The 18,903-nt window shown below is 43.3% G+C and carries 11 protein-coding genes and 1 riboswitch; of the genes, 2 read left to right on the forward strand and 9 right to left on the reverse strand.

Annotated features, from left to right (window positions below; genetic code table 11):
- Window positions 1-102: 102 nt before the first annotated feature.
- From ftsH to AC58U0_RS31520, 8 genes are all read right to left on the reverse strand, one after another.
- Window positions 103-2,055 (reverse strand): ATP-dependent zinc metalloprotease FtsH, encoded by a 1,953-nt coding sequence (gene ftsH, locus AC58U0_RS31485; RefSeq protein WP_497382746.1) that lies wholly within the window; start codon window positions 2,053-2,055, stop codon window positions 103-105.
- A 97-nt stretch (window positions 2,056-2,152) separates the two neighbouring features.
- On the reverse strand, window positions 2,153-2,692 hold the full coding sequence (hpt, locus tag AC58U0_RS31490) for a hypoxanthine phosphoribosyltransferase (RefSeq protein WP_029197788.1): 540 nt from the start codon (window positions 2,690-2,692) through the stop codon (window positions 2,153-2,155).
- Between the two features lie 71 nt (window positions 2,693-2,763).
- Window positions 2,764-4,176, reverse strand: a complete 1,413-nt coding sequence (tilS, locus tag AC58U0_RS31495) for a tRNA lysidine(34) synthetase TilS (RefSeq protein WP_497382747.1) — start codon at window positions 4,174-4,176, stop codon at window positions 2,764-2,766.
- Between the two features lie 35 nt (window positions 4,177-4,211).
- On the reverse strand, window positions 4,212-5,117 hold the full coding sequence (locus AC58U0_RS31500) for a protein kinase domain-containing protein (protein ID WP_497382749.1): 906 nt from the start codon (window positions 5,115-5,117) through the stop codon (window positions 4,212-4,214).
- Window positions 5,101-5,820, reverse strand: coding sequence for a vWA domain-containing protein (locus tag AC58U0_RS31505; RefSeq protein WP_497382784.1), 720 nt, complete (start codon window positions 5,818-5,820; stop codon window positions 5,101-5,103). The genes AC58U0_RS31500 and AC58U0_RS31505 overlap by 17 nt, the downstream gene beginning before the upstream one ends.
- 157 nt (window positions 5,821-5,977) lie before the next feature.
- Entirely contained in the window at window positions 5,978-9,301 is a 3,324-nt protein-coding gene (locus AC58U0_RS31510; RefSeq protein WP_497382750.1) for a collagen binding domain-containing protein, read from the reverse strand.
- Window positions 9,302-9,498: 197 nt separating this feature from the next.
- Window positions 9,499-10,305, reverse strand: coding sequence for a transglutaminase-like domain-containing protein (locus AC58U0_RS31515; protein WP_497382751.1), 807 nt, complete (start codon window positions 10,303-10,305; stop codon window positions 9,499-9,501).
- 12 nt (window positions 10,306-10,317) lie between these two features.
- Window positions 10,318-10,405, reverse strand: a riboswitch (cyclic di-GMP riboswitch).
- A gap of 87 nt (window positions 10,406-10,492) precedes the next feature.
- The gene (locus AC58U0_RS31520; protein WP_497382752.1) at window positions 10,493-11,194 is read right to left on the reverse strand and encodes a class D sortase; all 702 of its coding nucleotides are present in this window, start codon (window positions 11,192-11,194) and stop codon (window positions 10,493-10,495) included.
- Window positions 11,195-11,720: 526 nt separating this feature from the next.
- On the opposite strand from AC58U0_RS31520, the gene AC58U0_RS31525 reads away from it, so the two are divergent.
- On the forward strand, window positions 11,721-17,114 hold the full coding sequence (locus AC58U0_RS31525) for an SdrD B-like domain-containing protein (RefSeq protein WP_497382753.1): 5,394 nt from the start codon (window positions 11,721-11,723) through the stop codon (window positions 17,112-17,114).
- A gap of 87 nt (window positions 17,115-17,201) precedes the next feature.
- Window positions 17,202-18,011, forward strand: coding sequence for a class B sortase (srtB, locus tag AC58U0_RS31530; protein ID WP_497382754.1), 810 nt, complete (start codon window positions 17,202-17,204; stop codon window positions 18,009-18,011).
- A 24-nt stretch (window positions 18,012-18,035) separates the two neighbouring features.
- Here srtB and AC58U0_RS31535 read toward each other — a convergent pair whose 3' ends face one another.
- Window positions 18,036-18,875, reverse strand: a complete 840-nt coding sequence (locus tag AC58U0_RS31535; RefSeq protein WP_497382755.1) for a transglutaminase domain-containing protein — start codon at window positions 18,873-18,875, stop codon at window positions 18,036-18,038.
- Window positions 18,876-18,903 lie beyond the last annotated feature (28 nt).

An 18,903-nucleotide genomic window follows, 5' to 3' on the forward strand; every position in this document is an offset into this window, starting at 1 on the left:
ACACATTCTCACATCCCCTGTCAATGCGCAAATATGCCGAAAAAACCAGAAAATCCGGGTACACCTGACGTGTACACCGGATTTACGAGTTGCTATTGCTTGTTACTCTTCGGAATGATCCGAATTGGACTCTTTATCTTTGTTTAACTCCAATTTGTTGCTTTCGCTAGATTGGCTTTGCCCTTGAATGTTCACTTTGACCTCTTCGTCATCCGCGCTTGCATTCAATTTGCCTTTCTCTAGAAGCTCGATGATTTCGTCTTTATCGAGTGTTTCTTTCTCAAGCAGCGTTTTGGCTACGAGATGAATCTGATCCGCATGCTCCGTAAGCATCGCACGAGCACGATCATAACAAGTGCGAATAAAGTTTTGCATCTCTTGATCAATCTCATAAGCAATCGCATCACTGTAGTTTTGTTCATGTCCGATATCGCGGCCTAAGAACACTTGGCCTTGCGAGCTGCCGAACTGCATGGGTCCAAGCTTATCGCTCATACCATATTCCATAATCATGCGACGAACAATACCGGTTGCTTTCTGGAAGTCACTATAAGCCCCAGTGCCTATTTCTCCGATAAATAGTTCTTCGGAAACGCGGCCTCCCAGGAGTCCTGTTACTTTATCCAGCAATTCGTTCTTCGTCTGCATCATGCGATCTTCGCCTTCTTTGGGCAGCATCATGACATAACCGCCAGCGCGTCCGCGCGGAACGATCGTGACTTTGTGCACCATATCAGCATTCTCGGCGTAATAACCAATGATCGCGTGTCCCGCTTCATGATAGGCAACAATGCGTTTCTCAGTTTCGCTGATAATCCGGCTTTTCTTCTGTGTACCTACAATAATACGGTCAAAAGCTTCTTCGACTTCAGCCATCGAAATATCTTTACGGTTACGACGGGCAGCAATCAAAGCTGCTTCGTTCAATAGATTCTCGAGATCAGCACCTGTGAATCCAGTTGTGTAGCGAGACAGAGCGTCAAGCTTCACGTCTTTGGCAAGTGGTTTGTTGCGGGCATGTACTTTCAGTACAGCTTCGCGGCCTTTGATGTCAGGACGATCTACCGTGATTTGACGGTCGAAACGACCTGGACGCAACAAGGCTGGGTCAAGGATATCTGGGCGGTTAGTCGCTGCAACGATAATGATACCTTCGTTCGCGCCAAAGCCGTCCATTTCTACTAGCAATTGATTGAGTGTTTGTTCACGCTCGTCATGTCCGCCGCCTAAACCAGCGCCACGTTGACGACCTACAGCATCAATCTCATCGATAAAAATGATACAAGGTGAGTTCTTCTTCGCGTTCTCGAATAAGTCACGAACACGGGAAGCACCGACACCGACGAACATCTCAACGAAGTCAGAACCTGAAATACTGAAGAATGGTACGCCTGCTTCACCAGCGACAGCTCGTGCAAGAAGGGTTTTACCGGTTCCTGGAGGACCATTGAGCAGAACCCCTTTAGGAATTCTAGCACCGACTGCTGCGAATTTCCGTGGATCTTTGAGGAATTCGACAACTTCGATCAATTCTTGCTTCTCTTCGTCTGCACCTGCCACGTCTTCAAATGTGACGCGTTTTTTCTCCTCATTATATAAGCGGGCACGGCTTTTGCCGAAGTTCATCACTTTGCCGCCGCCACCTTGAGCCTGATTTAACAGGAAGAAAAACAAGATGAAGATAATGACGAATGGGATGATGGAAGTTAGGAAACTAATCCAAACGCTATCCCGTTCCATAGTCTCGTAGGTTTCCGATGGAACGCCATTCGCTTCAATCAGCTGAACGACCATAGGCTCGAACGGAGCATGGGTCTCAAAGCTTTTCTTATCAGCACCACTTGGTGGGTTAATATACTTACCTTTAATCAAATATGTGTATCCATCAAACTTTAAGGTCACGGATTCCACATTTTTGTTAACCACCGCTTGGCGGAATTTATCGTAAGTAATTAACTCCTTTTGCTCGTTTTGGGTACTAATGAAATGGACGATACCTACAGTAACCAAAAATATAAGTAAATAAAAGCCGGTATTCCGGATAATTCGATTCATCCCGAGCCTCCTCTCAAACGGCACACGTTTATTATTTTACCACATCCCGGTAAAGCACTACAACATAACAGCGCTGATGAGTCTGCGGGAAATGACATTAGCTACTGTAGATCTCTGGTTTCAATATGCCGATAAATGGAAGGTTGCGATACTTCTCTGCATAATCCAGACCATATCCGACTACGAACTCATCTGGGAGCACATAACCTGCATATTCAGGTTCGAGATCCACAGTTCTGCGTGCCGGTTTATTAAACAGCGCAACGACCGAAATCGTCTTAGCATTGCGTCGCTCTAGCACATCTATCAGATAACTCAGCGTTAAACCGCTATCGATAATGTCCTCCACGATAAGAATATGACGTCCTTCCACAGGTACATCAAGATCTTTAATAATCTTGACAACACCAGAAGATTTCGTGGATTGACCATAGCTGGATACAGCCATGAAATCGAGTTCCAATGGTACTCTGATTTGCTTCACAAGATCAGCCATGAAAATGAAAGCTCCCTTAAGCACACAGATAACCAATGGGTTCTTACCTTCGTAATCGATGGAGAGTTTCTCCCCTAATTCTTTAATCTTGCCTTGAATTTGTTCTTCACTGTAAAGAACTTCTTGAATATCGCTGTACAAGGATGAACCCCCTAGTTTTATATTATGAATCCTTATAAATTTACATTCTAGAAGAACGAAATTTACGCATATTACTTCAGCACTAGCTTCATATGAAGTACACGTACTGTATCTGGTCCAACCAGAGCGTGCTTGGACCTACGAAAGCCAGCAATCCAAAGAATTTGCCCGGAAGCATCGACCAGCAGTGGAATGACATCACGCCGGCTTAGCGGCATTTTGGCATCAATGAACATATCCTTTACTTTTTTGGATCCATTTAAACCATGCGGCTCAAACCGATCTCCTGACCTGCGGCTCCTTACAACAAGCGGCAAGTTAAGTTGATCCAGATCCAAAAACACGTCCGTTGCAGATGAGAAATTAGCAGTCTCCTTCGAACTAGCCGGCACCCATGAACAGATCAGTTTGGCTTCCACTTCCGGCAGGCTCAGCTCGCTTGTATCTAATCCAACCTCATAAGCATAAGGCTTCGGAGAAGGAGCGAAGGTCTGAAATTGAATAGATTCATATTCTCTCACAATATAAACCTGTTCATCCACCTGAAGGACTTGATTAGAAACCTTATCCTGTAAAATCAACTCACGCATACTTTCAATTCGTGTAAAATCCAACCGATCTCTTTCCAAACAAAGACAGTTTAATATTAATTTAATCAAACGCCTTTGTAAAGCAACGTGCAGCTCAGTGAAATCACGTCTTTCGATGCGGCAGCAGGCTTGCTTGAAAGTTGTTATTCGGTGAAAAACCTGCTCGGCTTCTTTGGCCAAATAATCATCCTCAGCTCGCATCAAATCCGTCAATCGATTCAGTGACTCTGGAAGTTGTTCATTATACTGCTTCAGCATCGGCATCAAATCAAGCCGAATCTGATTACGAAAATACTTCCGCAGCTCATTGCTGCTATCCTTACAATACGTCATTTCATGCTGAGCACAATAATTCACAATATCTGCTTTGTATATACGTAAAAACGGACGAATCAGTTCCACTTTTTTTTCGCGCCTGCGTTCCGGCATGCCAACCAGGCCTGAAGGGCCTGTCCCTCTCAGAATCCGCATCAAGACGGTTTCGGCTTGATCATCCGCATGATGAGCGAAGGCAATACGTTTAGCGCCGTATTTCGCTGCGATCTGATGTAGAAATTCGTAGCGCTTCTCACGTGCCGCGGCTTGCCCATTGAGTGATGTTTCCTCTATAAAGGCTGGCACATCAATGACGCCGATTTCGCATGGAAGACCTAAGTCATCTGCAAGCTTCCCTACGAAAGAGGCTTCCGCATCCGATTCCGCACCGCGGAATTGATGATTCACATGCGCAACAACGAGTTTCCAGCAATAACGCTCAGCAAGGGCAAAAAGGACATGAAGCAGCCCCACGGAATCAGGTCCTCCTGAAACCGCAACGACCACCACATCTCCTGGATCGACGAGTTTTTCTTCGATAATACGTTGTTCTACCTTGGCAACAAGATCGATTTCCATCAGTATTCCTTTCTATTCCTGCACTTCCCATCATGCTACCAGTACATATAGAGCGTTGCCCCAAAAATAAAAATGGAAGCGGCGAAGCATATTTTCAGCCATGGCATTTGGAGTGTTGACTGTGTAATCTTCTTACCGGAGACCAACGTTCTCCAGTACTGATAGGCTTCTTGCGAAGAACTAAACTCACTATTCAAAGCTTTATGAAGAAATGGAGCGATATGGGCGGCAACTGAATTTTCACGCATAATGACTGTGAGTTGATCTAGATCTCGGTTTTGAGGAAGCGTCTTGGCTAAACCAGTGAAGCGTTTGCGTTGATCGAGCGATTTTAATAGTAAAATGGCAAATGAAAATAAATCATAACTTTCTTCCGCAACCCGCTCCCCCATATTCCAAAAGCCGCGGTCATACACTTCGGTTAGCTGTTTAATTGCTCTGCCTTTAGGAGTCACACCCCCAAAATCAATGAGATCCACATCGCCATAATTGGAAACGATCATATTCTCGACCTTCAGATCACCAAAAACATAGCCGCTCTTATGAACTTCCGTTAACTTTCGAAGCAGGTTAGAACCAATCACATAAATCCAATCCTGACCACGTTTATGTATAAAATTAGAAATCGTCATTCCCTCAATATATCGCATGACATAGAAGGAAACTTCTTTCCCATTTATTGACATATCATCGGCATCTATTAAAAAGTTCTTGAACGAGGTTTCTGTCAGCGAAATAGCAAGCAAGGAATTAATCTCCGATTGATGATCAACGGTCTCATGACCTGCCTTAAGCGCGAATCTAGCTGTTCCTCTTCGTACGAGAGCCACTACTCCGTTGGAACCAGCACCTAATAAACGTTCGACCACATACGTCCGGCCGTTCCATTTCCCTTGGATTTCTGCCCCTGGACGGAAGGCGTCATCATACCACGTAGTCACTCAGCATCCCATCCTCGGTCTTTGGTAAGATAGGCTTCTCCGTTATGAACTGCAAAGTTTGCAGTAACGCTGGACCTGTCGGAGTTGTACCCTTCATGTTTATTTTATAGAACATCTTGTCTAAATTTGCAAGTTGATTCGTCCAACTGAGATCCATTTCTAGTTCCTGATCTCTCGTTTTGGTCGAAGGAAAGTGGAAAACAGCCAGCTCACTCTTGCCGCTGCGGGCTCTAAGACTAAGCAAAAGATCATGAATCGCTTCACGCACAGCTGCATGTTTAGGCTTCATACTAGCACTAGCATCTATTAAAAGAGCAACGCAGAGTGAAGTAGTTTCACTCATGGTATCGATCACTTGAACCACTTCCGCGCGCTTATCTGGAGGTAACTGCTCCAATTGATTAAAGCCTAGAATACTTTGTAACTCCTTGCCTACTGCATGCTGAATCGTTGTTGTGACCGTTTTGCGCGTCATCATCTGAACTGTCTGGGAAAGTTGGCCTGAATTCACGATTCGGCTCATCCCGCCGCCTGCCGCAGCAATCTCTTGAATCTCCTCTGTGCCTAGCACCCCTAGCTCACCATGGTCAATCACACCTATGACATTCACAGTAACGCCTTCGGTATGCGCTTGTGCTGCTGCTATTACCGGACTTACCCCTACATTGGAACATCCATCTGTAATTAAAAGAATTTGCTTCATCATGATATCTGCCTCCCTGGCTCAAGAAAAGATTAGCTCTCTAGTAGTTCTCCTCCTAGTTTTTCCATTTAAGAGAGAGTCTAATCACGAGTAAACTAAGCGAAATAAAAAGACAGCCCGCCCCATGGTAATGGCAGACTGTCTCAAGATTAAAGATTTACCGAGTGAATCTCCTTCTTAGGATAAGACCAAGTAGGATTAAGGTGATACCTGCGATTTCCACGTAGAGATGGCTAGATTCCCCTGTCTTCGGGAGGGTCTCTGGTTTAGTGATAGGAGGGATTCCCCCTAATGGTACATCATTATCAGTATCAATTGGTAGGTCCGGATCCGTCGAAGGTGTAGGAACCGTTGGCGGTGTTGGCGGTGGTGTTTTCGGCGGTGTTGTTGGCGGTGGTGTTGGCGGTGTTGTCGGCGGTGTTGTTGGCGGTGTTGTTGGCGGTGTTGTTGGCGGTGTTGTCGGCGGTGTTATTGGCGGTGTTGTCGGCGGTGTTGTTGGCGGTGTTGTCGGCGGTGTTGTTGGCGGTATTTCAGTTGTCTTCGTATTGATCACATTGAGAAGAAGTTCATCTCCCGGATGAAGGGTTATTGGATTATCCTCTCTATTTAATACGTACCCCAGAGGAGCTGTTATTTCACTCACTACATAATCACCTGCAAGCAGATTGTTAAATACAACCGTACCTGTTTCATCCGTTGTTAACGTGTTGATTAAAGTCTTCTTATCACCTGATTTGCGATACAGTTCAAAGATTGCGCCGCTGAGCATTAAGGTGTTATTTGCAGAGTCAATTTTGTTAACCGTCAATGACCCTCGAACACCGCTACCAGTGCCAGATCCGTCCGAAACACCTACTACAATTTCCTTGGTCGTTTCTTTCGTGATAGTGGTTACGTTAGTGCCGCTAAGTCTGATTCTATTGGTGACCGTTTCGTGATCGTTGGCCCTAATTAAAGATTGATATTCCAAAATATACGCGGTTGATATCTGTTTGACGAAACTCAGTTCAAATGTTTGTTTGCCTTGATTATCCGTATTAATAACTAGTGTGTAGGCCACGCCTTTCGTTAATTCTGATCCCTTCATGACATTTCCGTTGCTAGTAACAGTCGTTGCAAACAAATGGAAGGAATCCGGCAATACTTGTTGATTGATGGACGGTGTATCGATGATTTTTGCATCGTTTAACGTGGACTGACCATAATTGATTTGAACGGACCAGTTTATTTTATCTCCACTTTGCGACCCGCTTTTACTCACGTATTCACCGCCCTTAGGAATGGGCAGGGTTGCTTTGAGATTGCCGGAAACCTGTTTAGTTCCATCATATGCAATAGCTGTATTAGAAACCGTGCTGTTAATCAGTTGACCTTGCAGACTCGTTTTAAAAACAATATAAAATGGTTCCGAAATGGGTTGAAGGAAATGAACAACTAGCTTGTTTTGGTTATCCACTGTGTACTCAAATTTTTTACGGTCTATCTCCCCGCCTCGTGATGGGTTGCCATTTTCCGGATTGATCGTCATTTTATATACATGAAGCGAATCAAGCGAATTAACATCAAACTTTTGATTTGACTCTAACGCATCTTGAACATTAGCATTTGTAAGAGTTTTGCCGTTATAGTTGACTCCCACTGTCCATGTGATTTCTTTCGTAACAGCGTTGTACCCACCGAATTTAAACCCATTGTTCTTCACTTCAATTCTTGGAATAAATGTTGCTGTTTCCGTTTGCGTCTTTGTTTTATCAGTGCTATCGATCCAATCAACCTTAGCTGAATTAACGAAATCAGTAGTTCCCGGAGGGCTGATCCAATCTATACTAAAATCTGTTTTGTAAACAATCGAAATTGCTTCTGATATCGCGTTCGTGAATTTCACTTTGAACCCATTCTCAACGGGGACAGAACTATCAAGGATATAGTCCGTCGACGGTACGATCACGTTTCCTTTTTTTATGACTAACGAATCAGGTATGAAACGTAATCCTTTTTTCGGAAATGTATCTGTCACGACCACATTGTTCATCAAATGACTGTCTCTGTTAATAACAATATGCCAAGCTACGGTTCTGGCATTGTAATCTGCGGTTCCAGGGTACTTGTGAACAGCCCCCTGTTCAATAACCCGTGTTGCTGTATCACTTTCTTCGCTGCCGGATGTAACGGTATTCGTAATGATTGCATTTTCCGGAACAGGATTGCTTGCCTTGGTCTGATAAGTAATTTTATATGCTGATGAAATATTATGATTAAATTGCAGTTTAAATCCTTTCTTGCCAGCAGCTGCCTCCGTTGTCACGGTGTACTCTCCACTCGGTAATTCACTTCCCAGTGTCTCATTACCACTAGAATTGAACGTTACGGGATAGATATGAAGGGATCCTGCAACTATCTCTTGTGTATCATTGAATAAGTCCTTTAGGAATGCTGCTGATCGGTCAATTGACCTCTCGTTATAGTTATATTTGATTCCCCAATTAATAATCTGCGTAACGGGACTATAGCTTTCCGCTATTTTATCCAAAGAGCTGCCACGAGTTACTTGGACGATCGCAGAGGATTGAACAGGGTTTTTATTACTTCCTCCAAAACTTGCCGTATTCTCAAAGGTCTTTTTATTAAAATCAGTAATTGGCGTTGTATATTGAATCCGGTAAGCCGTGTGAATAGGAGATTCCGTGAAATGAACAGAAAGATTCGCTCCTGCAATACTTACTGTATACTTACTGCTATCCACCAATGCTCCTTGTACGACAGTTCCATCTAGATGAACCGCTATATCATAAACAGCTACAGTAACTGGAACAGATAGCCCTGGAGGAATAGGATCCGTCATCACTGCGTTCTGAACAGAATCCAGCGTCTTATTCACATCCACGGTCCAATGAATATCTTTCGGGTTAAAACCAGTGGGTACGCCTCTCTTTTCGATGGTGGAAGTGACCGAAGGTCTAAGATGAAGAGTGAAAATCTGATCACCAGATTTAACCGGATTGGTAATCGTTACTGTTGTGCTTTCTGTAAGTTTACTTGTATCTAAGTGTGTTCTGAAAGTGAGTGTGCCATGTACATTATCACTTTTTATGTGGTCGTTAAAGGTGATCAGCACTTGATGACTATTTCGATTAACGTTGAAAGTTCCAAGCTGATCCTGCCCCATGACCAAAACACCGGAAATATCACTGAAAAGTAAAAATTGCTGCGGCAGAGTGAATGTAAACGTATCACCACCTTGATATCCATGACCGTTAGGCAGAGACCACGTATAGTCAAGCTGTATTGTGGAGTTTGGCTCGTAAACATTGCCGGTCACGACTTGACCTGCGCTGTCATATACAGCCATCGTCACGCTGTCAAGAATATTGTTTGAAATCGTGTTCGCACTGGCCTTAGTAATAATGCCAATCCCGTAAATACTCTGCATAAAAATTAATAAAGTAATCAGCAGAGCACTCGTCTTTTTCTTCAACATCATTTCATACCTCCATTCATGGATCAATTTTTTCTAGAGATTATTTATGTGTGCTACCTCCTATGACTTTGAAACAAAATGTATCATTATCAATGATATATGATACAAGATGTATTGTAAATATTGGAATTTAATGTTTTTTCAACATAAACGGCACAAAAAAACCTGTACTCAGTTGAGTACAGGTTTCTTCATTTACTCTAATATATTTTGGAAATTTGATAATTATGATCGTTTTTTATTATATCTATTGCTTCACCACCCTGTATATGAACAGCGTCATACGTCGTATCGATCGTCACCCATTCCTTACTTTCCTTTAGAAAGACTTGATTCCACGCATGATAAGTATCTGGCTCATGACTTTCATATCCCATAACCAGACGGGTTGGAATCCCCTCACTTCTTGCCATAGCCGCAAAAGTAGCTGCAAAGTCATAACAAATTCCTTTGGACTCTGCATAGACCGTATCCAGATTAGGTATATAACTATCTGCTACAGTTTGGGCCTTCTCATAATCATACTGAAAATGCGTGGTGATATATCCATAAATGGCTCTTATTTTGTCGATATCTTTTTCTTTATCTCCAACTAATTGCTTAGCCTCAACGACCGCCTTAGATTCATCGTTCCAATCGATCAACGGAATGGACTGCAGAAATACGGCATTCTCGTCTTCCATTTCTAAATCGATTTGTTCTTGCGCTACAACTTTATATTTATTAGCCCCAATGGACTCACCAATCAGCACTTTATACTGGCCGTTTCCAAGCTGCAAAGGGTACTGATCCCCTTCTGCGAAGGTGTAATCATATTTAACATTTTCTCTCATGATTCGCACGAGAACTTTGGAGTTTTTATCGTTTGAATAATGAACCGAGATAATCCCTTTATTCAGAGCATCTTTATCAATCACGGAAGGATTGGAAGCTGCAAATATCCCTTGCGGAGCAAGAGCAAACAGAAAAGTTGCTATAATCGTTCGTATAATTGGCTTTTTAAACACAAAAAATCCCCTTTCGGTAACTGGCTGCCAACTTAGTTCGGCTAAGGAAGGCCCTTTAGTTTTGCGTCTCTAGTTTTCGCTAGATTTGCCTTTATCGGAGGAACGCACCGACTCCCTATAATCACTAAATCACTATAGTGCAATCTTAACATAGGCTTGTCTCTCTGAATAGACAAAATATTACATTTTATTCCTTCGACTGCACCATGATTCCCTTAATCGCAATACGATGAGTCGGATTTTCCATTGGATGGCAAGTTATTAGCGTAATCTCCCGATCTTTGCCGTTGCCCTTCAGCACCCAAACATCCTCTGGGAGGACATACTGTTTGTCCACTACTTTGTAGATATACGTTTTGCTCCCTGTATTCACTTCAATGAAATCCCCTTCAGTTACTTCATCTAATCTATTAAAATTTTTCCCGTAGGTCAGATTTCGATGACCCGCAATGGCATAATTACCAACAGCGCCTGCTTTGCCTGTATTAGCTATGCTTGCAACGGAAATCTTCAAATTATTCACGGTAGCGTCTGTCAGAATAGGAAGCTTCAGATCAATTTTATCGATAGTGAGGACACCCTCTATATTCTTCTGCGGCAATGTTACAGGCTTCGGTGTCGTTTTCGCGGCCAAGGGGCTTGGTTGGCTGCTCGGCTGGCTGCTTGTCGGCAGAGCTTCCACTGCGGGACTGGAAGAAGGCACGACCAACCCCGCATCTGTCTCCTCCTCGAGGACAGAGCCTGTTTGATCCATATCCTGCAGATTTTCCTGCCATTGTTTCAAAATTTTGTTCTGCTGATAGCTCTCATAACGATCGTTTAACGTTGGATAGAGAAAAATGATAATCCCAAGAACGATAACTAACAGTGATAGCTTTTTTCTAATCACAAAGGGTACCGCCTTTCTCTTGGATCTCATACAACCACAAACATTCCGAGAAGTTTCTGTTAAGAATATGCATATTTCTGTTCTAGATATTTGCGTAAATTCCTTTCTTATCTTGCCAACAGGTGTTACAGCAAATAATGTCACGATAGCACAGAATTTTGTCGTTTTTGCAAGAAATTGTTCAGAATTTGTTCAGTCTAATTTGGTGTAATAAAAAGAATTCTTTTTTTTGGCATAGTTCGTTTTATGGTCATTTGTAAATATTTATCTATCTGGTGAAAATTTATCATGTTTCCGAGGAGGTGAAGGACGAATAGAGCAATCTCCACGACTACATAAGCATTTCTTACTCTGATTACAGGATTGTTCGTCCTCATACATAGATTAACGCAGAAACAACAGCACTTATTTCTTATGCCAGGAAGAAGAATCAAGATTTACAGTTGTTTAAGAGACATGCAGTTGGAATATTTTGAAAATAAAATACATTGCCAGCTCATGTTATCTGATTATGGGGGAGCAATGTATGGAACATTTATTGAGTTTGAAAAGAAGCAGAACCCTCTTGCATTTGCCTAAAAGAGTGCTGTTCTTGCTTATGGCTTTATCACTAGCGATATTGCCTTATTACAATTTTGTTGCGTCTGCCGCTATTTCTTTGTCTTTGGAAAAAACAGTAGATAAAACATCAGCAGTACCTGGGGAAACGATCACGTATACGATCAAGTATGCGAATCCTAGTACCACGGAAGATGCCGTGAATATGGTCATCACTGATGTTTTGCCAAATACACTGGACTACGTGGGCGTCGATACCTCGGCTGATGTCGATCATGTCGATTTAAGTACTCCTGGTACAGTTAAATTCGTTATGGATAACCCATTACCTGCTGGGACAACGGGCGTACTCAAGCTGAAGACCAAATTCAAGTCAGGGGTAACTCAGCAAGGAGACACAGCACTGAATACCGCAACAGCTAAAGCCGATAATAGCGGCTTGGTTTCGTCAACTGCACAAGTAGTTACGGCAACTCTGAATCCTGATAACTGGTCGATATCCAAAACCAAAATCCTTCCTACGGTTGATCCTGTTTTGAACAGTGATGTCACCTATCAGGTTAAGCTGAAAGGGAACAGTGCACTTGGTGGCGCAAATATTCAAAACGTTGGAATTTACGACACTCTGCCTATCGGCTCTACATTTGTTTCAGCCACTGGCGGCGGGGTTTATAGTTCCGTGTACGGCAATGTCTACTGGAGTCTACCTACATTAAACGCTGGACAGGAAGTCACCTACAATGTCGTATTGAACTTCCCGAGTCCTACGTTTCAAGTAGGCAATTCAGTAACGAATTCCGTTTACGCTGCAGGTACCAGCCTGAGCGGGGCTGCTCTTACTACAAATACAGCGTCAGTTACCCACCTACTTTCAGCTCCAATGCCAGGCGTTTACGGTATCAACAAAGACTCCCGCCAGACTAATGATGAGTATGCTGTCGGTCAGACCGTAGATTATAGAATCAATGGCTTTGGGAATAGCGGCAATGTCCCTTTGAATAGCTTTATTGTCGAGGACAACATACCGAAAGAAATTAATTTAACCCAGATTTCAACAGGTACCTACGCGAATAACACGGATGTCAAACTCACCTTAGATTACCAAAAAAATGGACTTGGCGTCTGGATTCCATGGACTGGTGGCGCGGGTCTCGACACAAGCATCAACCAAACTTTAGATGTATCTTCCTTAGGCCTTATAGGCCCAGATTATGTATCTAAGGTCCGCTGGACCTACGGAACAACGTCAGATGGAACGGTACCAAGCGGTTTCCGCATTTCTTCTGATATGCATGTGAAAGGCACTCTGTTGGGCACCGATCATCTCGGAGGCGCTGTGGTTCCCGATGTAACCACCTTTGACAACACAGCTACACTTAATGCTAAGCATTTGTCAACCTCGCTAACTCAGAGTAGTGATACCACCACCGTCAAGGTTGTTCACCCTCGACCTTGGATATTAGCTGATAAATCAGTCACAAGCAGTTCCTCTGTTAGAGAAGGCGATACAGTTACTTATAAACTGAGGGTTCAGAATCATCCTTTTGCGACTGGGGATTTGGATTCACCGGTTGTCCTTGATTTTTTCCCTAACGAATTAGAGAACTTTACAGTCATCGGTGTTCCAGATCAACATACTACGACACCCAGTGTTGCACCCACGTTCTCCAACCATCCCGAAACGATAAGTACAGTTTCGTATTCGGTTTACCGCTGGGAATTCCCAGGTGCCATTTTGAAGCCAGGCGATTACATTGATGTTACCGTTAGCGGTAAAGTCAAAAGCCATACAGTTAATGGCAATTTTAGTAATACTATGTATGCAACGTCTGTAACCACAAATGATTATAAAGGCACGACAGTGAATGACAGCCCCGACGATTGGGATGATATTCCGGCTACGACGCAATTCGTAAAGGACACGACCAACGTATACGTGAAATTCACTGGATCTCTTGAATCCGTCAAATGGGTAAAAGGTGAAGTAGATGGAGCATTCACGAAATATCCGGCTAACGGAGAAACACTTCCGGGCGGGAAAGCGATGTATCAATTGCGTGTAAGTAACGCGAATTCTAACGGCCCAATCTCCAACATCGTCATTGTCGATAAGCTGCCACGTATCGGAGATACAGGAGTCGTTGACACCAGTGGTCGTAGTTCCGCTTGGAAGCCTTATCTAGTGAATAACGTTACCGGTGCAAATGGCGGCATATTTTCCATTGTTAAGTCCAATGATATCAGCTATGTCTTACGCCCAGCAACAGGTGTTACCATTTATTACTCGACCAGTTTGAATCCTGACGTGGCCGATATATCCGATCCACTTCACCGTAATCATCATACAGGCTGGAGCACGGATCTGCCTCAAGATATTACAAGCGTAACTGCGTTGAAATTTGATTTGGGCAACAATGTTCTCGGACAAGGAGAATCTGTCATCTTAGAATGGGACATGCGAGCACCGGTAAGTGCACCAAGAAACCAGATCGCTTGGAACTCTTTTGGTTATGGCGCTACTTATCCTGACGAGGGCGGACCTCAGGCATTCTTACCAACAGAGCCTATTAAGGTAGGCTTTCAGGTTAAAAATGTCGATCCCGCTGGCACAGGAAATTTAGGTGATTTCATCTGGAATGATACGAATGCCAATGGTATTCAGGATGCTGGAGAAGACGGAATTAATGGGATTCTTGTGAATCTTTACAAAAATTCCGATCTTACACACCCAATATCCTACACTAGGACTGGTGATGAGCATGGTACGAATAAACATGGTTATTATGAGTTTCCTAATCTTCTTGCTGATGATTACACAGTAGAGTTCGTTATGCCGGCTGGTTACTTCCTTTCACCTCATGATGCAGGTTCGGATGACGCCAAAGACAGTGATTTCACTCTATTTGACACTCCAACCAGAACATATCGAGTCACAACAAACCTTGGGAATCAAGAGACCGATATGACACTTGACGCTGGTATCTATACCAAAGGATCGATTGGAGATTTTGTTTGGTTAGATAAGGATGCCGATGGCCAGCAGGATGCAGGAGAACCTGGCTTAGCAGGTGTAACGGTTAAACTCTATAACGCAGCTGACCTTACGACTTCTTTAAGTACTGCTACTACCGACATCAATGGTAAATATAGCTTCCCGGGTCTAGACCCTGGCAATTATCGCGTAAAGTTCATTAAACCAACTGGTTACAAATCCTCGCTGAATGATCAAGGCGGCAATGACGCCCTTGACTCTGATCGGGATGAAGTGACGGAATTAAGTCACACTGTGGTATTGAGCTCAGGCGAAAATGATCTTACCGTGGATGCAGGTTTTTACTTAGGCGAAATAGGCGACCTGGTCTGGCACGACAAAAATGCGAATGGCATTCAGGATGCAGGTGAGCCCGGCATCTCAGGGGTAACGGTTAAGCTTTATAACGCAAGCAACCTTTCGACTGCTTTGACTACTACTACGACCAACGGAAGCGGTATTTATAATTTCTCTAGCCTCCTTCCAGGCAGCTATGTAGTCAAATTTACCCACCCAAATGGTTATGATTTCTTCTCTCCACCCAATAAGGGAGTAGACGATGCGAAAGATAGCGATGCGATCTTTACTAGCCGAACGGATGCTGATGCAAGTATTAACAACATTACGCTCAATGATGGCGGACGTGATTATACCTTTGATACCGGTTTATTCAATCCAGCCAAACTTGGGGATAAAGTCTTTCTAGATGCTAATAAGAATGGCCTACAAGACTTAGGAGAAGCACCGGTACCAGGCATCAAAGTTAACCTTTACAAGACTTCGAATCCAACTGCAGTATTTGATACAACATTTACTGATGTCACGGGGATCTATCAATTTACAAATCTGGATCCAGGCAGCTATTTCGTTGAATTTATTACGCCGGCCGGTTATGGTATTACATCCAAGGATCAAGGCAATGATGATACACTCGATTCTGACGCTGAGCCAGCTACAGGAAAAACAGCTAGCGTCACGTTGTCCTCAGGTGATAATAATACGACATTGGATGCAGGACTTTATCTACTAACAAATGGTTCTCTAGGAGACATTGTCTGGGATGATTTGAATGCAAACGGCTTGCAGGATACTGGGGAACCCGGCATATCGGGTGTAACGGTTGAGTTGTACGATGCAAATACGAACGCTCATCTTGATACCAAAACCACCAATGCTGGAGGACTCTACCTCTTTACTAACCTACTTCTAACAGGCAACTATAAAGTGAAATTCCTTAAACCGAATGGGTTCAAGGAGAGTCCAGCCAATGCTGGAAGTGATGATAGTAAAGACTCGGATAGAGACCTATCGACTGGATTCAGTCATAACGTATCTTTACTTACAAGTATTAATGATTTAACGGTAGACGCTGGCTTCTATAAGCTCGCCACACTTGGCGACAAGTTGTTCGTCGATGCCAATACAAACGGCATCCAGGACGCAGGTGAAGTCGGGTATCCCAACGTTACAGTCAAACTGTATCGCTCCGACGCTCCGACAACTGCTATCCTAACAACAACTACGAATACGAACGGCAACTATCTTTTCGAAAACTTAGAGCCAGGTTCTTACATTGTTAGCTTCGCATCCGTTAGCGGATATAGCTTTACATCTAAGAAGGTAGGTTCAGATCCTGCTGTTGATTCCAATGTAAATAATGCTGGTATTACGGATAGCATTGTTTTACAGTCAGGTGAGGATAATCGTACGGTAGATGCAGGAATCTATGAGTACCGAAATAGTGGCGGCGGTGGCGGCTATATACCGCCAGTAACAGAACCACCTGTTACACCTGCACCAACTCCAGGACCTACACCAGGGCCATCGCCTGGAACTACTCCTGGGACAACACCAACACCTGTACCGACGCCAGGTACACCAACACCTGCGCCAACTCCAGGGCCTACACCTACGCCAGTTCCGGAGCAACCTGTTGTCACGGATGAGAATACACCAGTAACTGGTGAAATCCCGAACGCAGCACCGAATTCCGAAGGTGAGAAAATCCCTAATCAGGTGACCGTTGAAGACCAGCCTGAGAACGGAACCGTGGAATTGACAGATGACGGTAAATGGGTCTATACACCAAAAGAAGGATTTAACGGAGACGACTCCTTCACTATCGGAGTTAAGAATGATAATGGCGATATTGATTATCAAAAAATTCAGGTAAGTGTCCTTCCTAAGGGCACCAAAAAAGGCTCTACATCCCTAGTTCCAAAAACGGGCCAAGATGCTCACAGTAATTACTATCTAACTGGGCTAGCAATGGTTCTTGCTGGACTAGGCGCACTCGGAGCAACACGTTGGCTGCAGCGTAAATACAAGTAATACGAACAGGGGCGGCGCCATGCTGCCCCTGCTTCTTTATCAATGTACAATCATGCTACTATAGTCGTAGGAAGGAGGGAAATAAGGATGACAAGATTTTCAGTCACGCCAAAAAAATACCGAATTATCTATTGGGCAGCCTCATTATTCATCGTAGGGGGAATTACCCTTTTAGCCATAGATCTCTATACGCAGCATGTTGAAAGCAAGCAAGCCCAGCGGCTAAAAAGTCAACTTGCAAGCTTTCACCAAACCAATACCACTTATCTGTCTCAGCCAATCAATTCCGATCCTGGATATGACCAAATGAAAGAAGACATTAGCCCCGCAGCTAGCGCTCCTCCCGATAGCATAAATTGGAGTAGTTTGCTTGCCATCAACAAAGAAGTCGTTAGCTGGCTTCACATTGAAGGCACTAGTGTCGATTATCCGGTCGTACAACATAAGGACAATGATTACTATTTAAATACAGACGCAGCAGGCAAAAAATCAATTTACGGCAGTATATTTATGGACTACCGTGTAGACATCAGCCAACAACAGCGAAATACAATCATTTATGGGCATAATATGTTAGATGGTTCTATGTTTGGAAGCCTTCAAAATTATAAAAACAAAGATTTTTATTTGGAACACCGCGACATTCTTTTAGAAACACCCGAAAGGAAAACAGCCTGGGAAATCTTTTCGGTTTACACCATTGATGCCAGTAAAGATACGGTCGATCTCTCCTATGACAACGATCAAGCATTTCTTCAAGCTTTAGACCAATATCGTAAAAAATCATTGTATCAGACTACTGTCATTCCGCGAAAAGAAGATGAAATTCTCACACTGGTGACATGCAGTAATGAAACAGATGACACCCGTTTAGTTATCCATGCCATGAAAAAATAGGGACCCTGGACAGGTCCCTTTTACTTATTTTATATAAAGCTTATCTGCGACTGGATAGTCACTTTCCACCCATGTATGACCCAAGCCTAGGAGAGATTCATTTGTTATATTGAAGTAGTCCGTTGACTGAACCCCTGGTTTATCGGGCGTAGGATCATCAAAAACGGTATCCAGCATATACCAGTTATCCTCAATGTTCACTACATTCCACATGTGTGACTGTACAGGATCGTCATTTAAATACCCTACTACTAGTTTACTGTCAATGCCTGCTTTTTTGAGAAGCAAATTCGTTAAGATAGCGTAGCCTTGGCATACGGCCTTTTTGTTGTACAGTGCCGAATAGGCTGTATGTCCGATTTCATCTAAATCCTCATAAGAGGTATGCGAAACCACATAATCGTGAATCGCCGCTTCCTTTTCAAATGCGGTCATCCCGGTTGTCAGGATTTCACCCAGAATACGATCGATTTCCTTATTTACGAAATTATCCTGTTCAATGGTCGTAAGGTATTCGGGCTTTAATGTAATCGTGATGTTGCCAATACTCCCCTTCATTTTGTATGAAAGGCTCTTCATGTTCCAAAACAATTCCTCTTCTAAACTTGATTGCGCATGAGATATAGCATTCTTAATACCTTGAATGTAACTAGCCGAGTCTTTCGACTCCCTGGATGTATAGGTAATGATAATGGATTCCGGCTTTTTGGCGAGCTCACTTTGGAGCTTTTCTTCTAACTCTGTCAAATTACCAGCTTGTAGATTAGAGGAACTAGCATATGCCGTTTCAACATTTACATTTGTTGTTACAAGAAACAGGACCATGGTCAACAGGGCGATAGCCATTTTAAATTTTGAATACACAAAAAAACCTCCTTTGTAATGGAGCCAA

It is taken from the genome of Paenibacillus sp. J31P190 (assembly GCF_059692075.1).